The sequence below is a fragment of the Microcystis viridis FACHB-1342 genome (assembly GCF_014698335.1).
In the GTDB taxonomy this organism is placed as follows: domain Bacteria; phylum Cyanobacteriota; class Cyanobacteriia; order Cyanobacteriales; family Microcystaceae; genus Microcystis; species Microcystis ichthyoblabe_A.
In genome coordinates this window covers 30,631-54,823 of sequence record NZ_JACJSV010000028.1, presented here as the reverse complement: position 1 = coordinate 54,823, position 24,193 = coordinate 30,631, and the positions used below count along the sequence as shown (strand labels likewise).

The 24,193-nt window shown below is 41.9% G+C and carries 28 protein-coding genes; 19 read left to right on the top strand and 9 right to left on the bottom strand.

The window, feature by feature from the left end; translation table 11 throughout:
- The first annotated feature begins 333 nt into the window (after positions 1–333).
- Entirely contained in the window at positions 334–1,686 is a 1,353-nt protein-coding gene (gene gorA / locus H6G40_RS11155) for a glutathione-disulfide reductase (protein ID WP_069475569.1), read from the top strand.
- A gap of 261 nt (positions 1,687–1,947) precedes the next feature.
- Here gorA and H6G40_RS11150 read toward each other — a convergent pair whose 3' ends face one another.
- Positions 1,948–2,700: a slipin family protein gene (locus H6G40_RS11150; RefSeq protein ID WP_002745305.1), complete on the bottom strand. Its 753-nt coding sequence runs from the start codon at positions 2,698–2,700 to the stop codon at positions 1,948–1,950.
- 232 nt (positions 2,701–2,932) lie between these two features.
- Between H6G40_RS11150 and H6G40_RS11145 the strand changes: the two genes are divergently transcribed.
- The 13 genes from H6G40_RS11145 to H6G40_RS11085 all read left to right on the top strand — a co-directional run bounded on the left by H6G40_RS11145 (position 2,933) and on the right by H6G40_RS11085 (position 13,034).
- Positions 2,933–3,418, top strand: coding sequence for an allophycocyanin subunit alpha-B (locus tag H6G40_RS11145; protein WP_002738559.1), 486 nt, complete (start codon positions 2,933–2,935; stop codon positions 3,416–3,418).
- Positions 3,419–3,647: 229 nt separating this feature from the next.
- Positions 3,648–4,160, top strand: coding sequence for a hypothetical protein (locus H6G40_RS11140; RefSeq protein WP_002738762.1), 513 nt, complete (start codon positions 3,648–3,650; stop codon positions 4,158–4,160).
- A gap of 24 nt (positions 4,161–4,184) precedes the next feature.
- The gene (locus tag H6G40_RS11135; RefSeq protein WP_002739264.1) at positions 4,185–4,694 is read left to right on the top strand and encodes a tetratricopeptide repeat protein; all 510 of its coding nucleotides are present in this window, start codon (positions 4,185–4,187) and stop codon (positions 4,692–4,694) included.
- A 662-nt stretch (positions 4,695–5,356) separates the two neighbouring features.
- A complete protein-coding gene (locus H6G40_RS11130; protein WP_190537677.1) occupies positions 5,357–6,823 on the top strand; it encodes a cation:proton antiporter in 1,467 nt (488 codons plus the stop codon).
- Between the two features lie 143 nt (positions 6,824–6,966).
- On the top strand, positions 6,967–7,314 hold the full coding sequence (locus H6G40_RS11125; protein ID WP_002796737.1) for an NADH-quinone oxidoreductase subunit K: 348 nt from the start codon (positions 6,967–6,969) through the stop codon (positions 7,312–7,314).
- Positions 7,311–8,747: a cation:proton antiporter gene (locus H6G40_RS11120; protein WP_190537675.1), complete on the top strand. Its 1,437-nt coding sequence runs from the start codon at positions 7,311–7,313 to the stop codon at positions 8,745–8,747. The genes H6G40_RS11125 and H6G40_RS11120 overlap by 4 nt, the downstream gene beginning before the upstream one ends.
- Positions 8,744–9,127, top strand: coding sequence for a Na+/H+ antiporter subunit E (locus H6G40_RS11115; RefSeq protein WP_190537673.1), 384 nt, complete (start codon positions 8,744–8,746; stop codon positions 9,125–9,127). The genes H6G40_RS11120 and H6G40_RS11115 overlap by 4 nt, the downstream gene beginning before the upstream one ends.
- The gene (locus H6G40_RS11110; protein WP_069475571.1) at positions 9,124–9,375 is read left to right on the top strand and encodes a hypothetical protein; all 252 of its coding nucleotides are present in this window, start codon (positions 9,124–9,126) and stop codon (positions 9,373–9,375) included. The genes H6G40_RS11115 and H6G40_RS11110 overlap by 4 nt, the downstream gene beginning before the upstream one ends.
- On the top strand, positions 9,372–9,641 hold the full coding sequence (locus tag H6G40_RS11105) for a monovalent cation/H(+) antiporter subunit G (RefSeq protein WP_002738537.1): 270 nt from the start codon (positions 9,372–9,374) through the stop codon (positions 9,639–9,641). Before H6G40_RS11110 ends, H6G40_RS11105 begins: the two co-directional genes overlap by 4 nt.
- Positions 9,642–9,649: 8 nt before the next feature.
- Positions 9,650–10,192 carry a DUF4040 domain-containing protein gene (locus H6G40_RS11100; RefSeq protein ID WP_002738849.1) on the top strand — a complete coding sequence of 181 codons (543 nt, stop codon included), beginning with the start codon at positions 9,650–9,652 and terminating at the stop codon, positions 10,190–10,192.
- Positions 10,192–10,854, top strand: coding sequence for a Na(+)/H(+) antiporter subunit B (locus H6G40_RS11095; protein WP_002738825.1), 663 nt, complete (start codon positions 10,192–10,194; stop codon positions 10,852–10,854). The genes H6G40_RS11100 and H6G40_RS11095 overlap by 1 nt, the downstream gene beginning before the upstream one ends.
- Before the next feature lie 701 nt (positions 10,855–11,555).
- A complete protein-coding gene (locus tag H6G40_RS11090; protein ID WP_004161935.1) occupies positions 11,556–12,338 on the top strand; it encodes a pentapeptide repeat-containing protein in 783 nt (260 codons plus the stop codon).
- Between the two features lie 243 nt (positions 12,339–12,581).
- The gene (locus tag H6G40_RS11085; RefSeq protein ID WP_069475572.1) at positions 12,582–13,034 is read left to right on the top strand and encodes a hypothetical protein; all 453 of its coding nucleotides are present in this window, start codon (positions 12,582–12,584) and stop codon (positions 13,032–13,034) included.
- 17 nt (positions 13,035–13,051) lie between these two features.
- On the opposite strand, the gene H6G40_RS11080 is transcribed toward H6G40_RS11085, so the two are convergent.
- Both H6G40_RS11080 and gatB read right to left on the bottom strand, forming a co-directional pair.
- Positions 13,052–13,717 carry a ParA family protein gene (locus tag H6G40_RS11080; protein ID WP_002739071.1) on the bottom strand — a complete coding sequence of 222 codons (666 nt, stop codon included), beginning with the start codon at positions 13,715–13,717 and terminating at the stop codon, positions 13,052–13,054.
- 149 nt (positions 13,718–13,866) lie between these two features.
- Positions 13,867–15,339, bottom strand: coding sequence for an Asp-tRNA(Asn)/Glu-tRNA(Gln) amidotransferase subunit GatB (gatB, locus tag H6G40_RS11075; protein WP_190537671.1), 1,473 nt, complete (start codon positions 15,337–15,339; stop codon positions 13,867–13,869).
- Positions 15,340–16,053: 714 nt separating this feature from the next.
- Between gatB and H6G40_RS11070 the strand changes: the two genes are divergently transcribed.
- Positions 16,054–17,583, top strand: a complete 1,530-nt coding sequence (locus H6G40_RS11070) for a pyruvate kinase (RefSeq protein WP_159253552.1) — start codon at positions 16,054–16,056, stop codon at positions 17,581–17,583.
- Between the two features lie 170 nt (positions 17,584–17,753).
- Here the strand turns inward: H6G40_RS11070 and H6G40_RS11065 are convergent, their stop codons facing one another.
- On the bottom strand, positions 17,754–17,948 hold the full coding sequence (locus H6G40_RS11065; RefSeq protein WP_002738625.1) for a hypothetical protein: 195 nt from the start codon (positions 17,946–17,948) through the stop codon (positions 17,754–17,756).
- Between the two features lie 236 nt (positions 17,949–18,184).
- Here H6G40_RS11065 and H6G40_RS11060 point away from each other — a divergent pair, with 236 nt between their 5' ends.
- The 4 genes from H6G40_RS11060 (at position 18,185) to H6G40_RS11045 (ending at position 21,366) form a co-directional block, all read left to right on the top strand.
- Entirely contained in the window at positions 18,185–18,760 is a 576-nt protein-coding gene (locus H6G40_RS11060) for a hypothetical protein (protein WP_002738922.1), read from the top strand.
- A gap of 1 nt (position 18,761) precedes the next feature.
- Positions 18,762–20,441, top strand: a complete 1,680-nt coding sequence (locus H6G40_RS11055) for a glycosyltransferase family 39 protein (protein ID WP_069475573.1) — start codon at positions 18,762–18,764, stop codon at positions 20,439–20,441.
- 11 nt (positions 20,442–20,452) lie between these two features.
- Complete coding sequence (locus H6G40_RS11050; protein ID WP_002739214.1) at positions 20,453–20,662, top strand: hypothetical protein; 210 nt, start codon at positions 20,453–20,455, stop codon at positions 20,660–20,662.
- Positions 20,663–20,967: 305 nt separating this feature from the next.
- Entirely contained in the window at positions 20,968–21,366 is a 399-nt protein-coding gene (locus H6G40_RS11045) for a hypothetical protein (protein WP_002738634.1), read from the top strand.
- 106 nt (positions 21,367–21,472) lie between these two features.
- On the opposite strand, the gene H6G40_RS11040 is transcribed toward H6G40_RS11045, so the two are convergent.
- The 5 genes from H6G40_RS11040 to rpmH all read right to left on the bottom strand — a co-directional run bounded on the left by H6G40_RS11040 (position 21,473) and on the right by rpmH (position 24,111).
- Complete coding sequence (locus tag H6G40_RS11040; RefSeq protein ID WP_069475574.1) at positions 21,473–21,967, bottom strand: Jag family protein; 495 nt, start codon at positions 21,965–21,967, stop codon at positions 21,473–21,475.
- Entirely contained in the window at positions 21,967–23,115 is a 1,149-nt protein-coding gene (yidC, locus tag H6G40_RS11035; protein ID WP_002739053.1) for a membrane protein insertase YidC, read from the bottom strand. The genes H6G40_RS11040 and yidC overlap by 1 nt, the downstream gene beginning before the upstream one ends.
- An 84-nt stretch (positions 23,116–23,199) precedes the next feature.
- Positions 23,200–23,595, bottom strand: coding sequence for a PH domain-containing protein (locus H6G40_RS11030; RefSeq protein ID WP_002763099.1), 396 nt, complete (start codon positions 23,593–23,595; stop codon positions 23,200–23,202).
- Positions 23,585–23,947 carry a ribonuclease P protein component gene (gene rnpA, locus H6G40_RS11025; RefSeq protein ID WP_002738574.1) on the bottom strand — a complete coding sequence of 121 codons (363 nt, stop codon included), beginning with the start codon at positions 23,945–23,947 and terminating at the stop codon, positions 23,585–23,587. The genes H6G40_RS11030 and rnpA overlap by 11 nt, the downstream gene beginning before the upstream one ends.
- A gap of 26 nt (positions 23,948–23,973) precedes the next feature.
- Positions 23,974–24,111 (bottom strand): 50S ribosomal protein L34, encoded by a 138-nt coding sequence (gene rpmH / locus H6G40_RS11020; protein WP_002739276.1) that lies wholly within the window; start codon positions 24,109–24,111, stop codon positions 23,974–23,976.
- Positions 24,112–24,193 lie beyond the last annotated feature (82 nt).

Genomic DNA, 24,193 nt, shown 5'->3' with positions numbered 1-24,193 from the left:
GAAACTATCTCATCAAATTAGTCCCCCCATAGAACCCCCTTGAGCCATCTTGCACACTTTTCTCTTTTTGTCAAATTTTATGTTAAGAAAGATGTGACTAATGGATAGCTTAATAAGGGGGGCAGGGGGGATCAAAGACAAAATCTATCTTCAATTTAATTATAACCAGCTACTTAGTAAATAAATTGGCTCTAATTTAGCAGCATTAGTGACTATATTGTGCTAGTTACTCGATAGATTCAGTTAGGGATTGATCCGAGATATTCGCTCCCCTTTTTGCCCAGAAAGTTTTTTGATTCCGTCAAATTTCTATACATTCGCGAGGATATTTTTATGAGTTATGATTTTGATTTATTCGTGATTGGTGGTGGTTCTGGGGGTATTGCCACCGCTAGACGGGCAGCCGAATACGGGGCAAAAGTGGGATTAGCAGAATATGATCGCTTGGGAGGAACCTGTGTTAATCGCGGTTGTATTCCTAAAAAATTAATGGTTTATTCTAGTCGTTTTCCGCAACTATTTAAGGATGCGGAAGGTTACGGTTGGAGTCCGGTAGAGAGTCAGTTAAATTGGCAAAAATTAATTAGCGCGCTTAATCAGGAAACTATCCGTTTAAATGGCATTTATCAAAAGATGCTCGATAATTCTCAAGTGACGATTTTTCCTAATTATGCCAAGTTTCTTGATAGCCATACCCTAGAGGTGGGAGAGGAGAAAATTACTGCCGATAAAATTTTAATTGCCGTGGGGGGACATCCGGTTAAACCCGATATTCCAGGGATCGAACATACGGTAGTTTCTGATGCCATGTTTCAACTGCCAGAACAACCGAAAAGAATTATAGTTTTAGGAGCGGGATATATTGGGGTAGAATTTGCCGGTATTATGCACGGATTGGGGACAGAAGTGGTGCAGTTAATCCGTAAAGACAAGATTTTAAGAGGGTTTGATGAGGATATCCGCGATGAGATTCAAGCGGAAATGATCCGTCAGGGAATTAAAATTATGCCCGAAACTTTCCCCACTTCGATCGAGAAAACTGAGGAAGGGTTAAAGGTACATATTCAGGGTAAAGAAACCTCAGAAATCTTATTTGTTGATGCTCTAGGTTTAGCCGCTACTGGCAGAATTCCTAAGCTGGAAAAATTAGGCTTAGAGAATGTCAATGTCGAGGTAAAAAATCGGGCAATTGTCGTCAACGAGTATAGCCAAACCAGTGAAGATAATATCTATGCCGTGGGTGATTGTACCGATAAAATTAATTTAACTCCCGTGGCGATTAATGAGGGGCGAGCTTTTGCCGATACAGTCTTTGGTAATAAACCCCGGTTAATGAGTTATGAAAACGTTCCTTCGGCAGTATTTTCTACTCCTGAAGCGGCGACGGTGGGATTAACAGAATTGCAAGCAAAAAAACAATATGGTGACACGGTAATTAAAGTTTATCGGTCTAAATTCCGCCCTGGTTACAATGTTTTACCAGGCCGAGAGGACAAAACTTTGATGAAATTAGTTGTCCATCAGGAAAGTGGTAAAATCCTTGGGGCGCACATGGTGGGAGATCACGCCGCCGAAATTATTCAAGGAGTAGCCATTGCCGTAAAAATGGGGGCGACAAAAGCCGATTTTGATGCCACTGTCGGCATTCATCCCAGTGCTGCCGAGGAATTTGTCACCATGCGTTAATTAAGTAGGTAGGCGTTAAAAATTATCAGACACCCCCCTTATCAAGGGGGGATTAAGGGGGGATCCCCCCGCCTATCGACACCCCCCTTATCAAGGGGGGATTAAGGGGGGATCCCCCCGCCTATCGACACCCCCCTTATCAAGGGGGGCAGGGGGGATCAAAGACAAAATCTATCTTCAATTTAATTATAACCACTTACTTAAACCAACCTAACACACCAGAGAAAATTAACCTTTTTGGCTATTGACAACTGAGCCATTTTATGATTTTTTTTCAGTTAATTTTTGAGCGAGATTTAAGATATCGGAGGGGAGCATAATCACGGTACTGGTGTTATTTTCCGCTCCAATTTCCGTTAACATTTGTAGGCGGCGTAATTCCAAAGCGGCGGGATTTTCCATGATTAATCGGGAAGCTTCCGCTAATTTTAGCGAAGCTTCCTGTTCTGCGGCAGCTTTAATCAAACGGGCCCGTTTTTCTCGCAATGCTTCCGCTTCCTTGGCCATAGCTCGCTGCATACCAGTGGGAATTTCCACATCTTTCATCTCCACCCGTTCGATATCGATGCCCCAAGGTTCGCTAATTTCATCGACAATTTGTTGAACCGCTTGATTAATTTTGTCTCGTTTTTGCAAGACATCATCGAGATGATTTTGACCGACGACATTTCTTAAAGTGGTCATGGCCGCTTGATAAACGGCCGCAGGATAGGATTCGACTTTATTAATCGCTTTGCTAGGATCGATAATGCGATAGTAGAGAACCGCATTAACCTTAATTGTGACATTATCGGCGGTGACAGTTTCTTGCGGGGCAATATCGACGGTTTTGGTGCGAATATCCAGCTGCATTTTTTGGTCAACTAGGGGAATGATCCAGTACAGTCCGGGGCCTTTGGTGTCTTGATAACGACCTAGGCGAAAGATAACACCACGCTGGTATTCTCGATCGATTTTAAAGCCATTTAACCCCAGAATGCCCGCTATCAACAGCAAGGGTGCTAGAAATTCCATATTAATTACCACTTATCGGGTTCAAGTTAATCAGTGTGCGGTGACATCTCAATTGCCATCTCCTCGCTCCTGACCACTAATACATTCATTCTAGACAGTAACCGGGCTGTCGGGGAAACTCATAACGAAATATTACAATTTTTAGGAATTGCCCACCCAGCAGGGATGACTCGACTTCCAGACCCCGACCTGAGATAAACTACAGAATGTTATCAGAATTTACCTTGATATTATGAGCGTAGTTAGCCAAGTCATCCTCAAAGCCGACGACGAACTTCGTTATCCTAGTAGTGGTGAACTACAGGGTATCGGGCAATTTTTAAAAACCGGTGAGCAGAGAATTCGCATTGCCGAGACTCTCGCTGAAAATGAGAAAAAAATCGTCGATCAGGCTCAAAAACAACTGTTCAAGAAACGTCCCGATTATAGAGCGCCGGGGGGTAATGCCTACGGTCAGCGTCAATATAATCAATGCTTGCGCGATTATGGTTGGTATCTGCGTCTAGTTACCTATGGGGTATTAGCCGGAGATAAGGGTCCGATCGAACAAACCGGCCTGATCGGGGTCAAAGAGATGTATAACTCTCTTAATGTTCCCGTCCCCGGCATGGTGGAGGCGATTCGTTGTCTCAAAGAGGCCGCTTTAGGTCTTTTGACTCAAGAAGATGCCGTGGCAGCAGCCCCCTACTTCGACTTTATCATCCAGTATATGTCCTAAGCGATCGGGACAATCCCAGAGGCCTGAAGTCTGAAAAGGGGCAATTCTCCCCTCTTTCAGGGTTCAGGCTTGACTTTTTTCAGTGATCAGTAAACAGTGATCAGTAAGCAGTAAACAGTAATCAGTGAAAAGACAGTAGTAAACTGGCATTTGATCAGGCTCACTTAATACATACTGCTCACTTAATACTCAAAACTGATAACTGATAACTGATAACTGATAACTGATTATGTTTTGGCGCATTATACTACTTACTTTTCTAATACCATCGGTCTATGGGCTGTTTGGCTGGTCGATCGCCCAGGAGCGTTTATCATGGAGTGATTGGTTACTTGCCCGCGGTGATGAGATGAATTGGACTCTCACTAGCGAATGGCTAGAAATCATCATCTATATCCTAGCGGTAGGGGTTATCCTCTCAATTGCCCTAGGATTAACTCTGTTTAGTAACTTAATGCCGCTATTTTTCCGCAGTTGGTTTAAAAATGATATTAGCGCTGTATTATCAATTCTTGGCTGGTCCTTGGCGGTAGTCTTTATCTTCCACAAGTGGGCGGTATTTACTCGAGCTTTAATTCTGTTAGCTGCTGCTATCCTCGGTCGTCTAGAACTTCAGGAAGCGGGTTACAATAGGTGGCAAGTTTTCCTGACGATCACCATTCTCTGCTTAGGTAGTTTTAGCTTGGGAATTTGGGCTTATAATCTTTGGGGTCACGAATTTCATCAAGTTACTACTGATTAATCTTATCTCTAATCTTGAAAAAGTATGCCCAAAAAAAATAACGATACCCTCAAACGAGTCTTAATTGTTTCCTCTGGTTTAGTATTTTTGGCTTTAATGGTGGTGCCAACTTTAGGTTTATGGAAAAATAATAATTCTAATTCCCCCCAAGGCAGTCAACCCGGGCAAGAGGCAACTATTGCCCCCGAAAAATTACAAGAAATGGTCAAAGGTTACGAGAAAATTCTTGAACGCGAACCAGATAACCCCACTGCTTTGCAAGGACTGGCCCAAGCTCGCCTACAGTTAAAAGATTTTATCGGAGCTAGAGAACCTTTAGAAAAGTTATATCAAAAATATCCCAACAATCTGGAAGTTATGCTGGTTCTTTATGGAACAAGATTACAAACTCAAGACGTTTCTGGAGCGAAAAGTCTCCTAGAAAAATTAGTCAAAAATTATCCCCAAGAACCGAAGTTTAAAGAAGAATTAACTCGTTTAAATCAAGCGATTGCGGCAGCTTCCAAACAGCAAACCCCAGAACCTAAAAAGTAATGAAAAAAGAATTAATGGCTCTCCTAGACTGAGTAGGATCGATTAGTAACAAAACGCCAATTTAGGAGGACTCTTCGCCTAAAGTTATCAAAGTTGTTTAACCGATAAGCCTGACTGCTTGACATAAGTGGGTGAAAGCTAGTAGCAGAGGAACTGGGAGAAAAAAGGGTAGAGAGATATAATTGGTTGAAGTAATCACACTTTCGCGCTCCTTTAAGTTTTGATAAGCTAAGACGCATTTAAAACGCTTATTCTTAGATTAGCCGAACCTTCCCCAATCCCTTTACTGTTGCCTTTTGACTCTTGCCTCTTGCCTCGTCTCAACAAGCAATTTAAATTACGAACAGCTTAATCCATATTTTTGCTAATAAACATAGCAAAAGTATGGATAATTTCTTGACCTAAGATCACATCACATTTTATTCTTTTTTCCACTTCTATCTAAAAATCGAGAAAAAAGCAAGACTTTCCATTATACCATAAAAAAATCATACAAGAAGTCTATTATAGAACCAAAACAATCTATTGGCCACCTGAAAAATCTTGAGCAATTGGGACTCGATCGAGGATAATTAGAGAAAGTATCTTTGCTGGTGAAATTGAGCAGATTAGTCCAGGAAAACCCTGCCCTAGACAAAGTAAAGATCAGAAAATCCTACACCATCAATACTCTAACGATCGCTTGGATAGTCGTTCCCTTTTTGAGCGGCTTTATTGGCTATTTACTGTCTCGCTGGGCTAAATATCTGTCCTTAATTACTTCTGTTATCTCTCTCGCCTATTCTCTCCTTCTATTTAGCCAATCCGCCCCCATAACCCTCAACCTACTGGATAATTATGGCGTGAAACTGGTAGCCGATCAGTTAAGTGCCTATTTTATCCTCACTAATGCCCTCGTGACGATGGCGGTGATCCTTTATAACTGGGAAAGTAGCAAAACCGCCTTTTTTTACGCCCAAGCTATCATTCTCCACGGCAGCATTAATTCTGTCTTCGTCTGTGAGGATTTTATTAGCGTTTACGTTGCCTTAGAAGTAATTAGTATTGCCGCTTTTCTGGTGATTGCCTATCCTCGCAGCGATCGCTCTCTCTGGGTTGCCCTGCGTTATCTGTTTATCAGCAATGTGGCGATGTTATTTTACCTTATTGGCGCAGTTTTAGTCTATAAAGCCAATAATTCCTTTGCTTTTGCTGGTTTAAAGGACGCACCTCCCGAAGCCTTGGCTTTAATCTTCATGGGATTATTAGTCAAAGGGGGAATCTTTGTCTCGGGATTATGGCTACCGATGACACACTCGGAATCGGAAACCTCCGTCTCGGCGCTGATGTCAGGGGTGGTGGTAAAAGCGGGCATTTTTCCCCTCCTGCGCTGTGCTTTAATCCTAGAGGATTTGGATGGACTAATTCGGCTTTTCGGGGTGCTAACGGCGATTTTTGGTGTACCCTATATGATTTTTGAAAAGGATAGCAAGCGGATGTTAGCCTTTAGCACGATCGTGCAGCTGGGTTTTATTTTAGCCGCCCCGGTAGTCAGTGGTTTTTATACCCTTACCCACGGTTTAGTTAAATCTTCCCTATTTCTATTAGCGGGAGTTTTACCCAGTCGCAATTTTAAAGAATTACAGCAACAATCGATCCCTAATTCCCTCTGGATTGCTATTGTTATCGCCAGTTTTTCCATCTCTGGATTCCCCTTATTATCTGGTTTTGGGGCGAAAGCGTTAACGATGAAAAATTTATTACCTTGGCAAGAGGTAGCCATCAATTTAGCAGCCGTAGGTACAGCGATCGCCACTGCCAAATTTATCTTTTTACCCCACGCAAAAGTTACCACTGGGAGAAAGTTAACCTTGAGTGGTTGGTTAGGAATAATACTATTGTTAACTGCCTTATTTGTAGCCAATGCTGTCTATTTCGATGCCTACAATCTGGGAAATATCAGCAAAGCTTTAGGGATTATTGCTATCGGTTGGGGGTTGTATCTAGGGATATTTAAAAAGCTGTCCTTACAATTATCAACAGCTTGGGAACAATTTGATAATCTCGTCGGTATGATGGCTGTTATATTAATGCTGTTGTTCCTTTCAATTCTAGCCCAATTAGCTCCCTCATTCCTAGCTTTTAGCTAATAGTAACTATAGATCTTCACCAATTCACCGATGATTCAAGGAAGAAGCGGCAAAGCCTGAGAATTTTTTGATCAATTGGGACTCGATCGAGGATAATTAGAAAAAGTATTTTGACTCATAACCAAATCTAATCAAGAAGCCCAGTGACGATTCCCCTGCTAGAGTTGTTTGTATTCGCCACCGTTTTGTGCGGATTTTTAGGAACATTCCTGAAAAAAAACTTAATCATGAAGATTATCGCCATGGATGTCATGAGTACGGGCGTTATCGCCTACTATGTGGTGATTTCTTCCCGTGACGGTTTATTTACTCCCATCCTCGGTACAGTTAAACAGCAAAATTACGCCGATCCTGTACCCCAAGCAGTGATTTTAACAGCGATCGTCATCGGTTTTTCCATTCAGGCGTTAATGCTGGTGGGAGTGATGAAATTAGCCAAAGATAACCCCACCCTCGACAGCAGCGAGATAGAAAAAAATAACACACCATGAATACTTTAACGATCGCTTGGATAAGTTTACCCTTTTTGATCGGCTTTATCATCTATTTATTGCCGCGATTAGACAAATATCTTGCTCTCGCCGCCACTATTATCTCTCTCGCCTATTCTCTCCTTCTATTTAGCCAATCCGCCCCCATAACCCTCAACCTACTGGATAATTATGGCGTGAAACTGGTAGCCGATCAGTTAAGTGCCTATTTTATCCTCACCAATGCCCTCGTGACGATGGCGGTGATCCTTTATAACTGGGAAAGTAGCAAAACCGCCTTTTTTTACGCCCAAGCTATCATTCTCCACGGCAGCATTAATTCTGTCTTCGTCTGTGAAGATTTTATTAGCGTTTACGTTGCCTTAGAAGTAATTAGTATTGCCGCTTTTCTGGTGATTGCCTATCCTCGCAGCGATCGCTCTCTCTGGGTTGCCCTGCGTTATCTGTTTATCAGCAATGTGGCGATGTTATTTTACCTTATTGGCGCAGTTTTAGTCTATAAAGCCAATAATTCCTTTGCTTTTGCTGGTTTAAAGGACGCACCTCCCGAAGCCTTGGCTTTAATCTTCATGGGATTATTAGTCAAAGGGGGAATCTTTGTCTCGGGATTATGGCTACCGATGACACACTCGGAATCGGAAACCTCCGTCTCGGCGCTGATGTCAGGGGTGGTGGTAAAAGCGGGCATTTTTCCCCTCCTGCGCTGTGCTTTAATCCTAGAGGATTTGGATGGACTAATTCGGCTTTTCGGGGTGCTAACGGCGATTTTTGGTGTACCCTATATGATTTTTGAAAAGGATAGCAAGCGGATGTTAGCCTTTAGCACGATCGTGCAGCTGGGTTTTATTTTAGCCGCCCCGGTAGTCAGTGGTTTTTATACCCTTACCCACGGTTTAGTTAAATCTTCCCTATTTCTATTAGCGGGAGTTTTACCCAGTCGCAATTTTAAAGAATTACAGCAACAATCGATCCCTAATTCCCTCTGGATTGCTATTGTTATCGCCAGTTTTTCCATCTCTGGATTCCCCCTATTATCCGGTTTTGGAGCGAAAGCGTTAACGATGAAAAATTTAGTCCCCTGGCAAGAGATTATGATCAATCTTGTGGCGGTGGGGACGGCGATTTCCTTTGCTAAATTTATCTTTTTACCCCACGCGGGTGGCGAAAGTAAACAGAAGCTAACTATCGGTTTCTGGATAGCAATAATTCTGCTCCTTGCCGCCCTATTTTTATCCAATGCCGTCTATGTTGAAGCTTATAATATCCCCAATATTATCAAAGCTTTAGCTGTCATTGGTGCCGGGTGGTGGTTATATCTGGGAGTTTTCAAAAAGTTATCCCTAAAATTATCACGGGCATGGGAACAATTTGATAATCTCATCGGTATGATGAGTATAATGTTAGTTCTATTGTTTTGGATGGTTTTAGCATGATCGGACATATAATTCTGCGTTTAACTATGTGGTTTTTACTCACCGCTAATTTTACCCCCGCTAATATTATGATCGGGGTGGCTATTGCTTTTCTTTTGCCCCGTAATTTCGCCTCTAGCGAAACTTTAGGCGATTGGTTAAAGGTAATAATTAAAGTCTTTATGGCTATTCCCCAAGCTTATAAAGAAGCGTTTGAAATTATCTTTCGTCCCCACAAGGAAGAAGAAATTATTTTCGAGAGAATTTCGGGTAAACGTTCACCCAGACTGGCTTTTTGGGATATATTTCTCATTACCTTTACCCCGAAAACTATCGTCACCGAATACAAGGAAAATGAGGGTTATGAAGTTCATGTAATTAAACGGAGTACCCAGGGATGAATATTGTTCTCATTGCCATGATTGTCGCCCTATTAATTCCCCTTTATGAAGTGGCAAAAAATGATGACATCTGGCAAAAAATGGCCGCCTTTGCCAGTGCTTCCAGTAAATCATCGATTATTATTCTAGTGGTGTCGGTTCTGCGGGATGATTGGATGATTGGAGTGGTAGGAGTGATTATTCTCAGTGTTGGTAATGCCGGTTTTATGTTATTAGCACAAATTCTTAAACGATTGAACGAATCATGATTGACATTTTCAGTTATATCTGCATCGCTATCGGAGTTTTTTTCTGGTTTTGGGGAACGGCGCATCTTTTAGACAAGCGCTCGGTATTATATAAATTACATGGTCTATCTGTCGCTGATACTTTGGGTTCGATGGCGATTATTTTCGGGCTACTTTTGAAAGTTCCCCATAATTGGCCTTTATTATTATTGGCAATAATTTCCCTAGCAATTTGGAACACCATGTTAGGCTACGTTTTAGCTTATACTTCTAGCGATCGAGAGTAGAATTAAAGATGAATGAAAGTTATCTCTATGTTATTGTTGCCCTCTTGCCTTTAACTGCGGCGATGGTGATGTTACAATCTAATCCCTACCAAGCTTTAGTAATTCGCGGGGTTTTAGGGGCAATAGCCGCTTTAGTTTATGCTTTATTAGGGGCAGCAGATGTATCTTTAACCGAAGCTTTGATGGGAACCATGTTAGCCGTAACTCTCTACGCGGTGGCGATTCGTTCCTCTTTAGTGATGCGTTTAGGAGTAATTGCCGAGGAAACCGATACAGTTTTAGAACAGTTAAAAACTCAACTACAAACGGTTTTAAGTAAACGTTTTATGCGTTTAGAATTAGTTGCCTACAGTGATAAACAAGCTTTGCAACAGGCACTTATAGATAAGGATATTCATGCCGTCTGTATCCGTCAAGACAATCCAGAAACCATCCCCTACGAAACCACAATTAGATTACCCTATCTCTACGATATTTTTAAAAATGAATTAACGGCAGCCAACACGATTTTAACTTGTATTGAAACCCCAAAATTAGAGGAGAAACACTAATGAAATGGATTTATACTCTAGCCGCTATTGCCTTCGCTGTCAAAATGGTAATTATTCCCAATACTGCTTCCTCTATATCATCCTTAGAAATTGTTGAATCCCTGGTGCGCGATGGCGGTGTTCCTAATGCGGTTTCGGTGGTTATTTTTCGTAATCGTCTCTACGATACCATCTATGAAGTGGTTGTTTTTACCATTGCCATTATGGGGGCGAATTTTCTTTTAGCCACCGAAAAACCCGCCAGTAAAATCCATCAATTTACCGACCAACCTTCAATTATTTTAGCCCGTTTAGGGTCAACAATTGCCGCTTTAGTGGGCATTGAATTAGCTATCCGCGGACATTTAAGTCCGGGGGGAGGTTTTGCCGCTGGAGTCGCCGGAGGTACGGCAATTGGCTTAATAGCAATTACCTCGTCTCCCGAATGGATGCAAGCAATTTATCGCCGTTGGCAAGCGGCAACATGGGAGAAAATTTCCGTCTTAGTTTTTATTGTTTTAGCCGCCATTACTCTCTCAGGATTTGAGTTACCCCACGGGGAATTAGGGGCGCTATTTAGTGGGGGTATTTTACCGATACTAAACATTTTAGTCGCCGTTAAAGTAGCTTTAGGTTCTTGGGCAGTAATCCTCGTTTTTATCCGTTATCGCGGTTTATTGTGAGAGGTTAATATAGTCATTTCAATTAAGATTGGGCTCTTCTAGGTTCTGTGTGATAAGTTTAATTGACATAATGATCGATCGATCTTTGTGTCCTTTGTGTCTTTGTGGTTCGTTCCACCCCCTCGCTCTTGAGAAATGTATCTTAGAATACATTTTACCCACCAAAGCTGGGAGAGCCAAGATTGAGAATATCAATGTCGGGGTAAGCGCATCTTAACAATCCTTGACAAAATGAACTTTATGTGAGTTGCTTACCCAGAGGACGATTCAAGCATATTTGAGTAGAATTTACCATCTCAATTGTTAAGCAAAAATAGACCAAATGGGTCGATTTCCTAACTATTCTAATCGACTGGTATCACTTGAAAGTCCCACGCGGATCACAAAATTGGCCAATTGTCAATAGCGTTTGAGACGCTTTCACCCTGCTCGCTTCCCCACTTCTCTCTCCCTAACCCCCAACAGCACAAATTAAGTTTTGTATCAAAAACTTGCTAATTTTGCTGTTATGTGCTATACAGTTACGCATCAAAACAGGATAGAAAAACGAGATTTTCTTAATTACCAGACATTTTCTCAAATTTTATGGCAACTCTCCCAGAGTCAAATTATCCTGAAAGAAATCCTCTCCTAGAAAATCCGACAAGACTCAGAGAAATTGTAGCCATTAATGCTTTTATCCTTGTATTAGGACTTCGATAATGAAAGAATTGGAGCGATACTATAAAGTTTTAGGGTTAGATCACGGGGCATCTCTCGACGAGATCAATCAAGCCTACAAAGATTTGGTGTTTATTTGGCATCCCGATCGCATTCCCAAAGATAATCAGCGTCTTTTGGAAAAAGCCACCGCTAAACTGCAAGAAATTAACCAAGCTAGGGAACAATTGCGGCAAATTCATCAAAATTCTCCTAAACGCTCCAATTCCGCCCCTAAAACTGAAACACAGCCCGCCCACGCCTATAAAACTGCTTCTCCCTATCAGCCTCACCCTAGCCAACCCGGCCAAAATTCCCAAACCCACAGTCATAAAACCCACAGTCAACAAACCCATAGTCAACACAGCCACTCCCAGAATAACCATCAGGTTCACAATCATGGCGCCTGGCGCCCTCACTATCGGGATTTAAACGGAGCCGATTTACAGGGAGCTAACCTGAAAGAAAAAGATCTCTCTAGTCGCAGTCTCATCGGGGCTGATTTAAGCCATGCCGACTTAAGCGATAGTTTCCTGCACAAAATTAACCTAGAAAAAGCTAATCTGTACAAAGCTAATCTTTTTCGCGCCAATCTCCTCGAAGCGAACCTTAAAGGCGCAAATTTACAGGAAGCCAATCTCATCGGGGCGGATTTAAGCGGGGCGGATCTGTCGGCGGCGGATTTACGCGGGGCAAAAATTGGCTTTGGTAAGCGTATTATGGTGAAATTAACCGGGGCAATTTTAACAGGAACAATTCTCCCCGATGGTTCGATTCATCAATGAATAACCTCCTGCTAATTTTGATTTTTCTGGTTCTTCGGTTTGTCTTATGCAATAGACGGGAGTTATAAGGGATGGAACCCTTATAGAGAAAGACATTGGGCGATTTTTGTCAATTGTTTTTTATCTAAAGCAAACTAATCAATTAAATCCCTTACCAGATAAAGATTTTGTTGATTTATGCCCCCCTATCGAACCATAACAAGTAACGAAGAGCCATTTTTCTTTAATAGGAACTATCACCTGATGGGCATTTATTACACAATCGCTGCTGTTTTTCTAGGGATGCAATTAGCCACAGGAGAAAATTTATCGGCGGCAAACCCTGATTTTCTCCAGCTGCAGAAAGCTTTAGAAAAACACAATTTCATCGTCAAAATTGCCCCGCCACCAGCACGAGGAGCCTACGGTTTATTTGATAGTAAAACTAGAATTATTTGGATTCATCCTCTGGTTTTTGACTTAGGTATTGCCCGACCAACATTAATTCATGAAGCTGTCCATGCCGCTCAACTTTGTCATGGAGGCAAAACAGTTAAAGCTCTTAATTTAGGCATAGAACCCCCAGCAATGACCAGAAGATTTTTTATGAATTATCAGGGTTTTAGCAGACAAATTGAAGCCGAAGCCTATACTGTTCAAGTTCAGCCCGATGGTCTAGATTTAGTGATTTCTTTACTGCAAAAATATTGTCCTTAGAAAACCTGTCGATAAATCTACCAATCCCGTTCTAATTCTTCGGCCACACGACGATAATCGGCGCTGGCTTCTTGGGCATTTTTACCGCGCCAATTGGTAATAGCAACCCCGTCTAAAACGGCTTTTTCGTGGGCCTTATAATTTCTGACAAAAGCATGACAAGCAGGAATACCTAATTCTAATAGAGTATTTTGTGCTTCTAAAGTTTCCTTAAGACTACGGGAATCCACTTTTGTTAATAAAACCCGATAGGCAATTCCTAGGGGTTTAACTGCCGTGCGTACCGTGTCAATTAAAGCCATTAAATCCATCGGTGCGGGAGGAGTCGGTAAAATTAAATAATCTGATTCTGCTATTACTGCCGTCAGTAATTCGGAGCGCAAAGCTGGTGGTGTGTCAATCACGATCAGATCATACTCGATAATTTGACGCAATTCTCCTAATTTCTCTGTATTAATTTGTTTGGCTAAATCAAATACCATACCCGCTTGATTTCTTTCTACCCACCAAGTGGAGGAACCCTGGGGATCCGCATCCACCAGCAAAACACGCTGATTCTGTCCCCAAATTGCCGCTAAATTAACCGCAGTGGTGGTTTTACCCACACCACCTTTACCGTTGACAACAGCGAGAATTTTTGGGCTATTAGGCTTTAATTGCGAGGTTGTTGGGGAATTTGGCATTTTCAGTTATCAGTTATTTTAGCTCTCAGGAGACAGGAGACAGGAGACAGGAGACAGTATTCGGGAGAGTGTTTTTATTTATTCTCCCCCCTCCCCAATTCATAATTCATAATTCATAATTTCTACTGATTACTGATCACTGAATATAACTAACCAGAAAGTTTTTGATCTAAGATTTGGCTAGTTAATTTAGGATCGGCTTTACCGCCGCTTTTTTTCATGACTTGACCGACAAAAAATCCCTTAAGATTGGTTTTACCCGCCCGGAATTTTTCTAACTCGCTTGGATGGGCAGCGATAATTTCCTCGATCAGTTTTTCGATGGCAGAAGTGTCAGAAATTTGTATTAATCCTTTCTTTTCCACCAGCGCTTTGGGTGAACCGCCCTGGGTGAGAAGTTCGGGTAAAATTTCCTTAGCAATTTTACCACTAATTGTTCCCGTTTCAATCAGTTTAACTAATTCAGCTAAGTCTGACGCTTGCAGGGCAATTTCCGTGATCATCAGCTTATTATTATTCAAATAAGCGGCGATATCTTGACTGATCCAGTTAGCGACTAATTTCGCATTGGCCCCCGCAATTACGGCAGTTTCAAAATATTCGGCCACGGTGCGATCATCGGTCAAAACCCTGGCATCGTAGGGGGAAAGACCAAATTCTTCTTCATAACGACGACGTTTACGAGCGGGTAATTCCGGTAATTCTTCTGCCCAAGCTTTTAACTGTTCGGGGGAGACTTCTAGGGGGGGTAAATCCGGTTCGGGAAAATAGCGATAATCGCTAGAACCTTCTTTTTTCCGCATACTAATCGTCCGTTGAGTAGCTTCTTCCCAAAGACGGGTTTCCTGTACAATTAGTTCGCCATTTTCGATCGCTTCAATTTGTCGATCAATCTCGTATTCTATGGCTTTTTGGATAGCACTAAAGGAGTTCATATTTTTAATTTCTACCTTAGTCCCGAACTTTTTAGTGCCTTTTTTGCGAACAGAAATATTGACATCGCAGCGCAGGGAACCTTCCTGCATATTACCGTCACTGATGCCGAGATAACGCACTAAACGCCGTAATTCTTGGGCATATTCCGCCGCTTCGGCCCCGGTGCGTAAATCCGGTTCCGAGACGATCTCCAATAATGGTACACCTGTACGATTAAAATCCACGAGGGAATGGGTGGAACCGGAGAGACGTTCGCTGCCAGCATGAACCAGTTTTCCCGCGTCTTCTTCCATGTGCAGACGGGTAATGCCGATAATTTTGCGGCTAACTTCCTTAGTTTTTTTATCGACGATCTCGATTTCTAGTTGACCCTGTTCGACAATAGGGAGATCATACTGGGAAATTTGATAATTTTTCGGCAGGTCGGGATAAAAATACTGTTTGCGATCGAATTTGCTATGAGGTGTGATTTTACCATCGATAGCTAATCCCAGTTTAACGGCACTGGCCAGGACTTCTTGGTTAAGGACGGGTAATACCCCCGGATAACCCAAACAGATGGGACAGACGTTAGTATTGGGGGGACTATCGAAGTTGGTGGGACAGGAACAAAATATCTTGCTTCTGGTGTTCAGTTGACAGTGGGTTTCTAAACCGATAATTGCTTCGTATTCAGTGGCAGACATATTTTCTCGCTCTCGCCGACACAGGAATGATCTGTTTAATCATTATAGTCGCGATTCTGGATCATTCCCTCCCTTCATAAAACTTAATACTGTAGTTACTAATAACTTTATGCACCTTTAATATAGCTCAAAAAAGATAATTTATTCAACCAATGTCCGCCATTATTTTAATAATATCAAAGGTATAAGACAGGGAAGCTTATCGATAATTTTTCACCGATAAACCTAGCTTTTTTAGTATCGACCACCGACTCCCGAAAAAGAAAACTTCCCAACTCACCATGAAGATAACCGACATAAATCGTAGCAAAAATTAACTTCTAGAGGCGGGATATTCGCTTAGTATAGAAACAGAGAGATTATGTCCAAGAACTGACCCCATAGCCGGACAAAAGCAATATAAGCGGCGAAAGTGAGCATTTTCTAGGCAAATATTGCCTTAGTAAGTAGGTGGATGTTAAAAATTGTCAGATACCTCCCTTATTAAGGGGGGATCGGCACCCCCCTTATCAAGGGGGGCAGGGGGGATCAAGGACAAAATCTATTTAATTGAAACCACTTACTTAAGTAGGTAGGCGTTAAAAGTTGTCAGATCCCCCCGCCTATCGGCACCCCCCTTATCAAGGGGGGCAGGGGGGATCGAACCTAAAATCTATCTTCAATTTAATTGAAACCACTTACTTAATTGACGATTTTTACTTTTCACTTGATTTTATGTCTTTAACTCTCTCAGAACAACTCAAACGAGAACAATTATCCTACCCTCAAACTCTCCTCCATCATCTGCAAAAGTTACGGCATTTTGTAACAGTAGAAGGAGAGGAGAAATTGCAGCAGTGGAAAAACCTGATTGAAAAGGATAATTTTCAACCTAGCACCCGTAATTTAGCCTATTATCTCGCCCTGAGACAAGAAGATATCCGGGATTTACAATTAGCTTTAATGCCCTGGGGATTATCTTCCCTAGGCCGGATTGAATCGAAAGTTTTACCGACTCTCGATGCGGTAATTGCCACTTTAGGGGCGGTTTGTCATCAAGAAGCCTCATTATTACCCAAACATCCCCCTTTAGAGGCATTTTTCCAAGGAGATCAACTTTTAGCCTCCCATAGCGCGGAAGTTTTCGGTCTGCCTTCCCCCCGGCGTCGGGTGCGAATTATGGTGACAATGCCGACGGAGGCGGCAACCGACCCCGATTTTATCGCTCAATTACTGCGTTGCGGGATGGACTGTATTCGCATTAATTGCGCCCATGATGGACCCAAAGAGTGGCAGGGAATGATCGAAAATCTGCGCGAGGCGGTCAAAAATCCCGAAAATTTAGTCAATGGACATACCTGTAAAGTTTATATGGACTTAGCCGGTCCAAAAATCCGTTTAGAACAGATTTTAGCTCCCCAGTCCCAAACCAGACTATATCAAGGGGATTTTCTCCTCTTAACCACCCAACCGCCCCACACTGCTCATCCTCAGTATTTTCAGGCTAATTGTTCCCAACCGGAAATTATTCCCCAAATTCCCGTCGGGGCGAAAGTTTGGATTGATGATGGTCATATTGGGGCTGAAGTTATTGCCATAATGCCGGAAGGTCTTTTACTAAAAATTACCCACGCCAGGGAGAAAGGGGAAAAACTCAAAGCAGATAAGGGACTAAATTTCCCCGATACCGTCTTAAATATCGATCCTTTGACCGCAAAAGACCGGCAAGATTTAGATTTTATTGCCGAAAATGCCGATATTATCGGTTACTCTTTTGTACAAAAAGCCAGCGATATCGAGACACTACAGCTAGAGTTACAAAGTCGTTTGGGGGATGCTTGGCGACAAAAAGCAATTGTGGCCAAAATAGAAACACCTTTAGCCGTGAAAAATCTACCGGAATTAATCATCCATGCCGCCGGTAAACAACCTTTTGGCGTGATGATTGCCCGGGGTGATTTGGCCGTAGAAATTGGCTATCAAAGATTAGCAGAAATTCAAGAGGAAATTCTCTGGTTATGCGAAGCGGCCCATATTCCGGTAATTTGGGCTACCCAAGTCCTAGAAAATCTGGTCAAGAAAAGTATTCCCTCCCGGGCCGAGATTACCGATGCCGCTATGGCCGAAAGGGCCGAATGTGTCATGCTGAATAAGGGGAAATATATCCGCGAAGCGGTGACAATTCTCGATGATGTTTTACAAAGAATGCAGACCCACCAAGCTAAAAAAACGCCCCAATTACGCGCTCTCCATTCTTGGGTTTAAGCAGTTATCAGTTATCAGTTATCAGTTATCAGTTATCAGTTATCAGGAGTCAGGAGTCAGGAGTCAGGAGTCAGGAGATTATTTTTATTTATTCTCCCCAGTTCATAATTCATAATTCATAATTTATAATTACTCACACCTTTTAAACAGGATTGAGAATCAGAGGCAAATTAACGCATATTATTGACCGCACCGCTAACCAAACCAGCGCTAACATAGCGACCATAACCATCAAGACGGTTTTGTTGAGCGATTCGAGAGGGATTATTGACGAGATCGGCAACTCCCACACCCATCATCACCACGGAGATAACTGCGATTAAGTAGTTACGGACAAAAGTTGGATTTTGGTGGCTGACTAACATGGTTGTTACCTCTCTTTCCTGTCGATAACCTTAGAATACGAGAGGGTTTGGGGTGATGTCAGTCCCATAATTCCGGGTGACAGAAGTGGAAAAAAGTGGAATCCACAGACAAGCTATGATTTTTTGTCGATTAGAATCGGTAGATAGGGAATCGGGAACAGGAAAAGGGCAATATTCGTCATTAATCTGGTTAAATAATCAGTAAATTGCCTAAAAACTCAGATATTCTCCAGAATATGACCTTAGAAACCGCGATTATGACCATAAAATTTTTCTGGCCTTTAGTTTTAGGATTATCTATTGTTATTATTGACAATGGGCAATATTTGAGAGCAGAAACGGTAACTTTGAGCGCCAGTCAACGCCAACAACTGCGATCGCTAGATGCTAAGATTATTTTACCTAACTATATCCCTCCTGGATTTCGGGCCAGCGAGATTAAAATCCTCGCAGAAGAGGGGAAAGGATACGCAGTCCTCTTTGAAAATGCCGAGAATAGCTGTTTTTTGGTGGAAGGAATCGAAAACGCCAGGGGCGATGATGGTTTAGAATTAGAGGGAACCCTAGCGCTCAATTCCCCACTATTTGGAGAAGGATACTGGCTTAATTATGGTACACCCAAAGACTCGGAATTAAGGCAACAATTTCCCGAACCCGATTTGTATTCCGATTGGATGAAAATGGGAGAATATTTTTATCGTCTCAGTGGGGCATTAATTGCCCGGGAGGAGTATGATTATCCTAATTGCCGTCAAGATATTTCCCCATCGGAAGCGGTTAAAATAATCGAATCTTTTGGAGATAACAATTAAATTGAATTTATCTACAGTCATTTCTAATCTACAACAAAAAGGCAAGGAGCGGTTAGCTTGGTCTGATTTTTTTGGGTTAGGATTAGTAATAATTTTGGGACTGGTTATTAGGTTAACACAATTAACGAGCAAACCTCCCTGGACGGATGAATTTGCCACTATGGTTTTTAGTATTGGCAATAATTACCAGATAGTGCCGTTAAATCAAATAATTTCCCTAGACACTTTATTAGCACCTCTCCAGAGCAACCATCAGGCAACTATTGCCGATGTAATTAAATTAGTTATTCAGGAGGACAATCATCCACCTTTATATTTTATTTTCGCCTATTTCTGGAATAAATTATTCTTTGATCGGGGAGAATATGTATCCTTAGCAGGAATGCGATCGCTGGCAGTATTTTGGGGAGTTATTTCGATTCCTCTAATTTATTTTATCAGTAAATTGGTCTTTAAATCTGGCTCGATCGCTTTTCTGTCGGCGATTTTAATGGCGGTTTCTCCCTACGCGGTTTTTATCTCCCAAGAAGCGCGTCATTATACTTTAGCGGTTGTATTTGTCCTCATATCTTTAGGCTGTTTTCTGAGGGCAAGCAGCAAAATTATCGACCATAAGAGAATATCCCATACTTTGGTTTTTTTCTGGTTAATTGTCAACTGTCTAGGGTTATTAGTCCACTATTTTTTTAGTTTAACTATCCTAGCGGAAGTGCTAACTTTATTATGGATTTTATTCAATCAAATCAAACAAAAAAACTTTTGGATAACTAATTGGTGGCGTTTAAGTTTAGTTTTTTTAGGTAACTTGAGCTTTATTATTATTTGGTTTATCAGCTTTGTACCCAAAGATTATGGCAATCAGATGACTGGTTGGATTCAGAGAGACAATGATAGTTTTTTAGCCGTAATTAGCCCCCTTTTTCAGTTACTGGGAACATTAATAACTATGCTTTCCCTGCTCCCCGTTGAATCAGAATCTTTAATAATTATCTTGATTTCTGGGGCAATAATGATCGGTTTTTTTCTCTGGATTATCCCACAATTAAAAACAGCATGGCTAGACTCCTATAAACCAGAATTAGGCATTCTCTCGGCATTTTTTCTCAGTTCAATTGCCATTTTCTTTGTCATCACTTATCTGCTTTCGATCGATATTACCCGGGGAGCTAGATATAGTTTTGTTTACTTTCCCTCGGTAATTTTAATTCTGGCAATTTTATTAGACAATTGTTGGCAAAGGCAGCAGAAAAGAATAGTAATTATTGTAATTATCATGGCTTTAGTTAGTTCCCTAAGTGTGACTTTTAATTTAGGCTATCGTAAGTATTATCGCCCAGATAAATTAGTTACCACTATCGAAAATAATAGCCGTTATCCGTTAGTAATTGCCACTAGCTATAGGAGTTTGGTGCAGGTGGGAGAAATGATGGGAATTGCTTGGGAATTTAACCAAAGATTTCCCGATAAAAACCCTAAGTTTATCTTAGTTAACCCAGAAGAAAAGCCAAATTTTAATCGGTCATCTTCTCCCCCTTTTGAATTATGGTTAATCAATTTCCATTCTTCAATAGATTTATCGGACTGTCAACCTTCAGAGTTGTCCTCCAATTATGTAACAGGTTATCAATATCAAAAGTTTCTCTGTGGGCGATCGATGGATTATAATAATAAAGTTAAGTAGGGCTATTAACTATGATTATTTGGGTAAATGAACAGATTGATCCCTGTGGTTTAGTACAAGCTTGTATTGCCTGTCAAGACGAACAAGCGGCAAAAGATTGTCATCAAAGTTGGTTAACCAGTCTTACGGACGAACAAAAACAAGCGGGGTGGGTGGCAGTTTTAAGAACCGTAGAATCTTGGGATGATGTACCAGTAAATGCTCTGAAGTTAAGTTATTAACTAGGGTTTGCGGCAAAAAGTTTTGCGTGGGTGTGGGGTGTTTTTAAAGTTGAATAGGGAGTTAATCCCACTATTAACAACGTCAATCGATGACAAAATTTTGGCTGCCAGAGCTTTGAGAGCAAAAACAGGCGAAAAGACAGAAGAGAAAGGAGATATCTGGCTAAAATAACGTCAGTTCGGGTTAGGCAGATTTTGCCATGACTTTCAGGAAAGAATAGGACTGACTGGCTAAGGTAAAATTAGGGTTTCGGCTTATCTTGAACTGAGGTTAAAATAAAAAATATTTCAGTTATCAATTTTTCATGAATATCAGACAAGAAATCACTTTATTGATGATGTGCATGGCATTTTCGAGTACATTTTTCGGTGAGGTTTTCGCTGCTCCACGTCTTGACTGGCACAGTGCCGATTTTGAAGGTCTGCGAGTAATTGCCGAGTCAGCTTGGAAGACCGAATACGAAGCAAAGAAACGCGGGGAAGAACTACACTTCAAATATGGATTTCAAAATCTGGGTATTCTTTGGATTCCTTACTATAGTAATCTATCGGGAAAATCGCTCTATCAAACAATTATCGTTCCAGAGGGCAATTGTGATCGATTTTTACAAGAGAATATTCGACGAATCAATCGCGATGCCTACTGCTTTACACCCAGTAATCGTGGTTTAGCCCCCAATCGTCGAGGTGGTCGGATTTTCTAATTTTATATCTCCCTGGCTGTGGTAATTCTCAACTCAATTTTAGAGTGAGCAAGAAGGCTAAAGCCTAAAATAAAAAAGAGGGCAGGTTTTACCCCACCCTTTGATCTTATTTTAAACGAATTACTAACCGGCGATCGGGTTCCACGCCGCGACTTTCCGTGGTTAAATCGTTTTCTTCCTGAAAAAAGGCATGGATTTGGCGACGTTCCGCCGAAGATAGGGCTTTTAATTCTATTTCCTGTCCTGTTTGCCGCACTTGCGTCGCCGCTTGATTAACCCAGTCGAAAAGTTCTGACTGTCTTTGTTGACGATAGCCATTGATTTCGACAATATAGAACTGATGTTCTGCCGACTCGACATCAATATTCAGAATCGTATTAGCTAGGGATTGAATCGCATCCAGTCCCTCACCCTTGTTAGCGAGGAGAAGTTCCACTTGTTGGGGACTCAATTGACTGCTATCAATAATTAACCAACAGGAGGAAGGTCCAGTTCCCAATTCCTGCACTCCAATCTGGACATCTGCGGGCATGGCCATCAACTTTAGCAGTTTTTCCAGCCATTGTTTAGCTTTCTCGCTATTTTGCTCCCATATACTCATTACGATGTTTTTTCCTTTTTCTTGCTAGAACGTTTTTCAAAGGGGAGAGCATCGCGGGATTTTTCCGTTTTTTCCTGTTCCGCTACCAATTTTTGCAGGTTTTCCGGTAAAGGTTCCCGCATCAAAATCACCGTTTGAATAGTTTGGAAGATGTTCGCAGTTAAGATATACATCAATACCCCCGCCGGTAAGGGGAAAAACAGGAACATCATACTAAAAATTATCGGGGTGATTTTATTCACCGTTTGCTGTTGTTGGGCTGCTCCCCCCGAAGGAGCGCCGGCGCCGGATAACTCTTGGTTAACATAGATACTAATACCGAAAGCGATCACCATCGCCAAGATATCCCAGTGAATTTCACCATTGGCACCGGTTGCCCCAATTCTTCCCAGGGCCTCAATAAAGAGAAAACCCGTATTAGCGGCAATCCCCGGCACGATAACTTTAATACTGGCATCTCCGGGGGCTAAAGCGACGATAGAACCGTCTTCATTAACTTGCACCAGTTCTTGACCTTTAACCACCTCGTAGGTGGGTTTTAGGTTATTTTCGGGTGCTTCCGTGGCTAATTGGCTTAAAGACTTGCCCTGGTCGTTTTGCAGGTCGATTTTTACCTGTTCTCCCGGGGCGATTTTATTGCCTTGGGGTAAAAAAGCAGTGATGGGATAGTGGAGAGACTCGTCAATATAAACGTTTTGGGGTTTGGTGCCATAGGGTTGGCGCTGGACGAGGGCGATTTGTTCGCTCGGTAACACCTGTAAATCGACGGTGTAGTTAATATCCGAGAAGGGGGAACCCCGCAGCGTCGCAAATAAAGCCAAAAGAATCGGCATTTGTAATAACAGGGGTAAACAACCGGCCAAGGGATTGCCCAACTCCTGCATTAATTTGCCCATTTCCTCCTGTTGTTTTTGGGGGTCATTTTTGTAGCGTTGTTGAATTTCTGCCTGTCTTTCCTTCATCAAGGGTTGAGTGATTCGCATTTTTCTCATATTGCGAATCTGGCCGGCGCTGAGGGGAAAGACGGCAAATCTGACCACCAGCGTTAAAGCAATGATGGCGAAACCGTAACTATGCACAATCCGAAAGAAAAAATCTAGGATTGGCAACATGATATTTGTGGAAATAAATCCGACTCCAAAATCCATGGCTTTAATCTATGCCTTCTCGTTTAATGGGGGTTCACTTTGACAAATCTAATTTATCGAATCGCGGCGATCGATTATTTTGTTTTATTGACTGATGATCGATTCTAGGGGACGACCGGTTTTATCGGCGACTCTTTCGGCAATGTAGTCATGAATTTCCCGGAATTTCGGCATCGCGCGCATTTCTAAACGACTTCTATCCTTGAGAGTTACGACAATGTCTCCCCAAATACCAATTCCTCTCGGCATTTTTGCCACTTTTGCCACTTCTGAATAGATAATATCTGTGCGATCGCGTCCCATCCAACCCCCAGTGATTGAAATCCGCCGATCGGTTATCTTATATCTTAACCAGATTGCCCGCACCACTGCCCCAACGGTTAAAGGTAAACAAATCACTGTAAATCCTAGCAGTATATTGATGATTAGGTCGCCGATGTGCGGACCGCCTTCATAAAAAGTTTCTTCTTTAATGCCCATGAATTATATTGGCCTTCACTAACAACTGCTTTAATTCTCGCAAAAAATGTTCATAATTGCACTCGATCGCCCCGGGACGGATAATGATTATTCCTCGCCATCCTGTCGCTATTTCTGGCAATAACTGCCGAATTACCGCTCTTATTTGCCTTTTTAGTCGATTACGAACCACCGCTTTTTTACTAACTTTCTTGCTAATCGAGATGCCAAAACGACTGGGAAGAGGCTTATCCGGGCCAGAATCCTCTAAACTAATTAAGGTTAAGTGGGAACCGTGATAACGCTTCCCTGTTCCATAGACAGCTTGAAAATCCTGTCGATGTTTTAAGCGATGAACTTGGGGTAATCCCACGAAAATTAGTCGGTTCCCAGAATAACCTAAACACTTAAACGATAGCGTCCTCTTTTCCGACGAGCTTTAATCACTTTACGTCCGTTGACGCTACGCATTCTCGCTCTAAATCCGGAAGTGCGCTTCTGTTTGCGCGTGGTTCCTTCTAAAGTACGTTTACTCACTGCTGATTTTTCTCCTTAAGATAGAGTTAGTCTATAGATATTAAAGACACAATTTTTGATTATAACAAAATTCCTAGGAATT

Bases quoted from the DNA above. Each gene is read 5' to 3' on its own strand.
- gorA (WP_069475569.1), top strand. From the start codon at position 334: ATGAGTTATGATTTTGATTTATTCGTGATTGGTGGTGGTTCTGGGGGT.
- H6G40_RS11150 (WP_002745305.1), bottom strand. From the start codon at position 2,700: ATGGAATTTCTAGCACCCTTGCTGTTGATAGCGGGCATTCTGGGGTTA.
- H6G40_RS11145 (WP_002738559.1), top strand. From the start codon at position 2,933: ATGAGCGTAGTTAGCCAAGTCATCCTCAAAGCCGACGACGAACTTCGT.
- H6G40_RS11140 (WP_002738762.1), top strand. From the start codon at position 3,648: ATGTTTTGGCGCATTATACTACTTACTTTTCTAATACCATCGGTCTAT.
- H6G40_RS11135 (WP_002739264.1), top strand. From the start codon at position 4,185: ATGCCCAAAAAAAATAACGATACCCTCAAACGAGTCTTAATTGTTTCC.
- H6G40_RS11120 (WP_190537675.1), top strand. From the start codon at position 7,311: ATGAATACTTTAACGATCGCTTGGATAAGTTTACCCTTTTTGATCGGC.
- H6G40_RS11115 (WP_190537673.1), top strand. From the start codon at position 8,744: ATGATCGGACATATAATTCTGCGTTTAACTATGTGGTTTTTACTCACC.
- H6G40_RS11110 (WP_069475571.1), top strand. From the start codon at position 9,124: ATGAATATTGTTCTCATTGCCATGATTGTCGCCCTATTAATTCCCCTT.
- H6G40_RS11105 (WP_002738537.1), top strand. From the start codon at position 9,372: ATGATTGACATTTTCAGTTATATCTGCATCGCTATCGGAGTTTTTTTC.
- H6G40_RS11100 (WP_002738849.1), top strand. From the start codon at position 9,650: ATGAATGAAAGTTATCTCTATGTTATTGTTGCCCTCTTGCCTTTAACT.
- H6G40_RS11095 (WP_002738825.1), top strand. From the start codon at position 10,192: ATGAAATGGATTTATACTCTAGCCGCTATTGCCTTCGCTGTCAAAATG.
- H6G40_RS11090 (WP_004161935.1), top strand. From the start codon at position 11,556: ATGAAAGAATTGGAGCGATACTATAAAGTTTTAGGGTTAGATCACGGG.
- H6G40_RS11085 (WP_069475572.1), top strand. From the start codon at position 12,582: ATGGGCATTTATTACACAATCGCTGCTGTTTTTCTAGGGATGCAATTA.
- H6G40_RS11080 (WP_002739071.1), bottom strand. From the start codon at position 13,717: ATGCCAAATTCCCCAACAACCTCGCAATTAAAGCCTAATAGCCCAAAA.
- gatB (WP_190537671.1), bottom strand. From the start codon at position 15,339: ATGTCTGCCACTGAATACGAAGCAATTATCGGTTTAGAAACCCACTGT.
- H6G40_RS11070 (WP_159253552.1), top strand. From the start codon at position 16,054: ATGTCTTTAACTCTCTCAGAACAACTCAAACGAGAACAATTATCCTAC.
- H6G40_RS11065 (WP_002738625.1), bottom strand. From the start codon at position 17,948: ATGTTAGTCAGCCACCAAAATCCAACTTTTGTCCGTAACTACTTAATC.
- H6G40_RS11060 (WP_002738922.1), top strand. From the start codon at position 18,185: ATGACCTTAGAAACCGCGATTATGACCATAAAATTTTTCTGGCCTTTA.
- H6G40_RS11050 (WP_002739214.1), top strand. From the start codon at position 20,453: ATGATTATTTGGGTAAATGAACAGATTGATCCCTGTGGTTTAGTACAA.
- H6G40_RS11045 (WP_002738634.1), top strand. From the start codon at position 20,968: ATGAATATCAGACAAGAAATCACTTTATTGATGATGTGCATGGCATTT.
- H6G40_RS11040 (WP_069475574.1), bottom strand. From the start codon at position 21,967: ATGAGTATATGGGAGCAAAATAGCGAGAAAGCTAAACAATGGCTGGAA.
- yidC (WP_002739053.1), bottom strand. From the start codon at position 23,115: ATGGATTTTGGAGTCGGATTTATTTCCACAAATATCATGTTGCCAATC.
- H6G40_RS11030 (WP_002763099.1), bottom strand. From the start codon at position 23,595: ATGGGCATTAAAGAAGAAACTTTTTATGAAGGCGGTCCGCACATCGGC.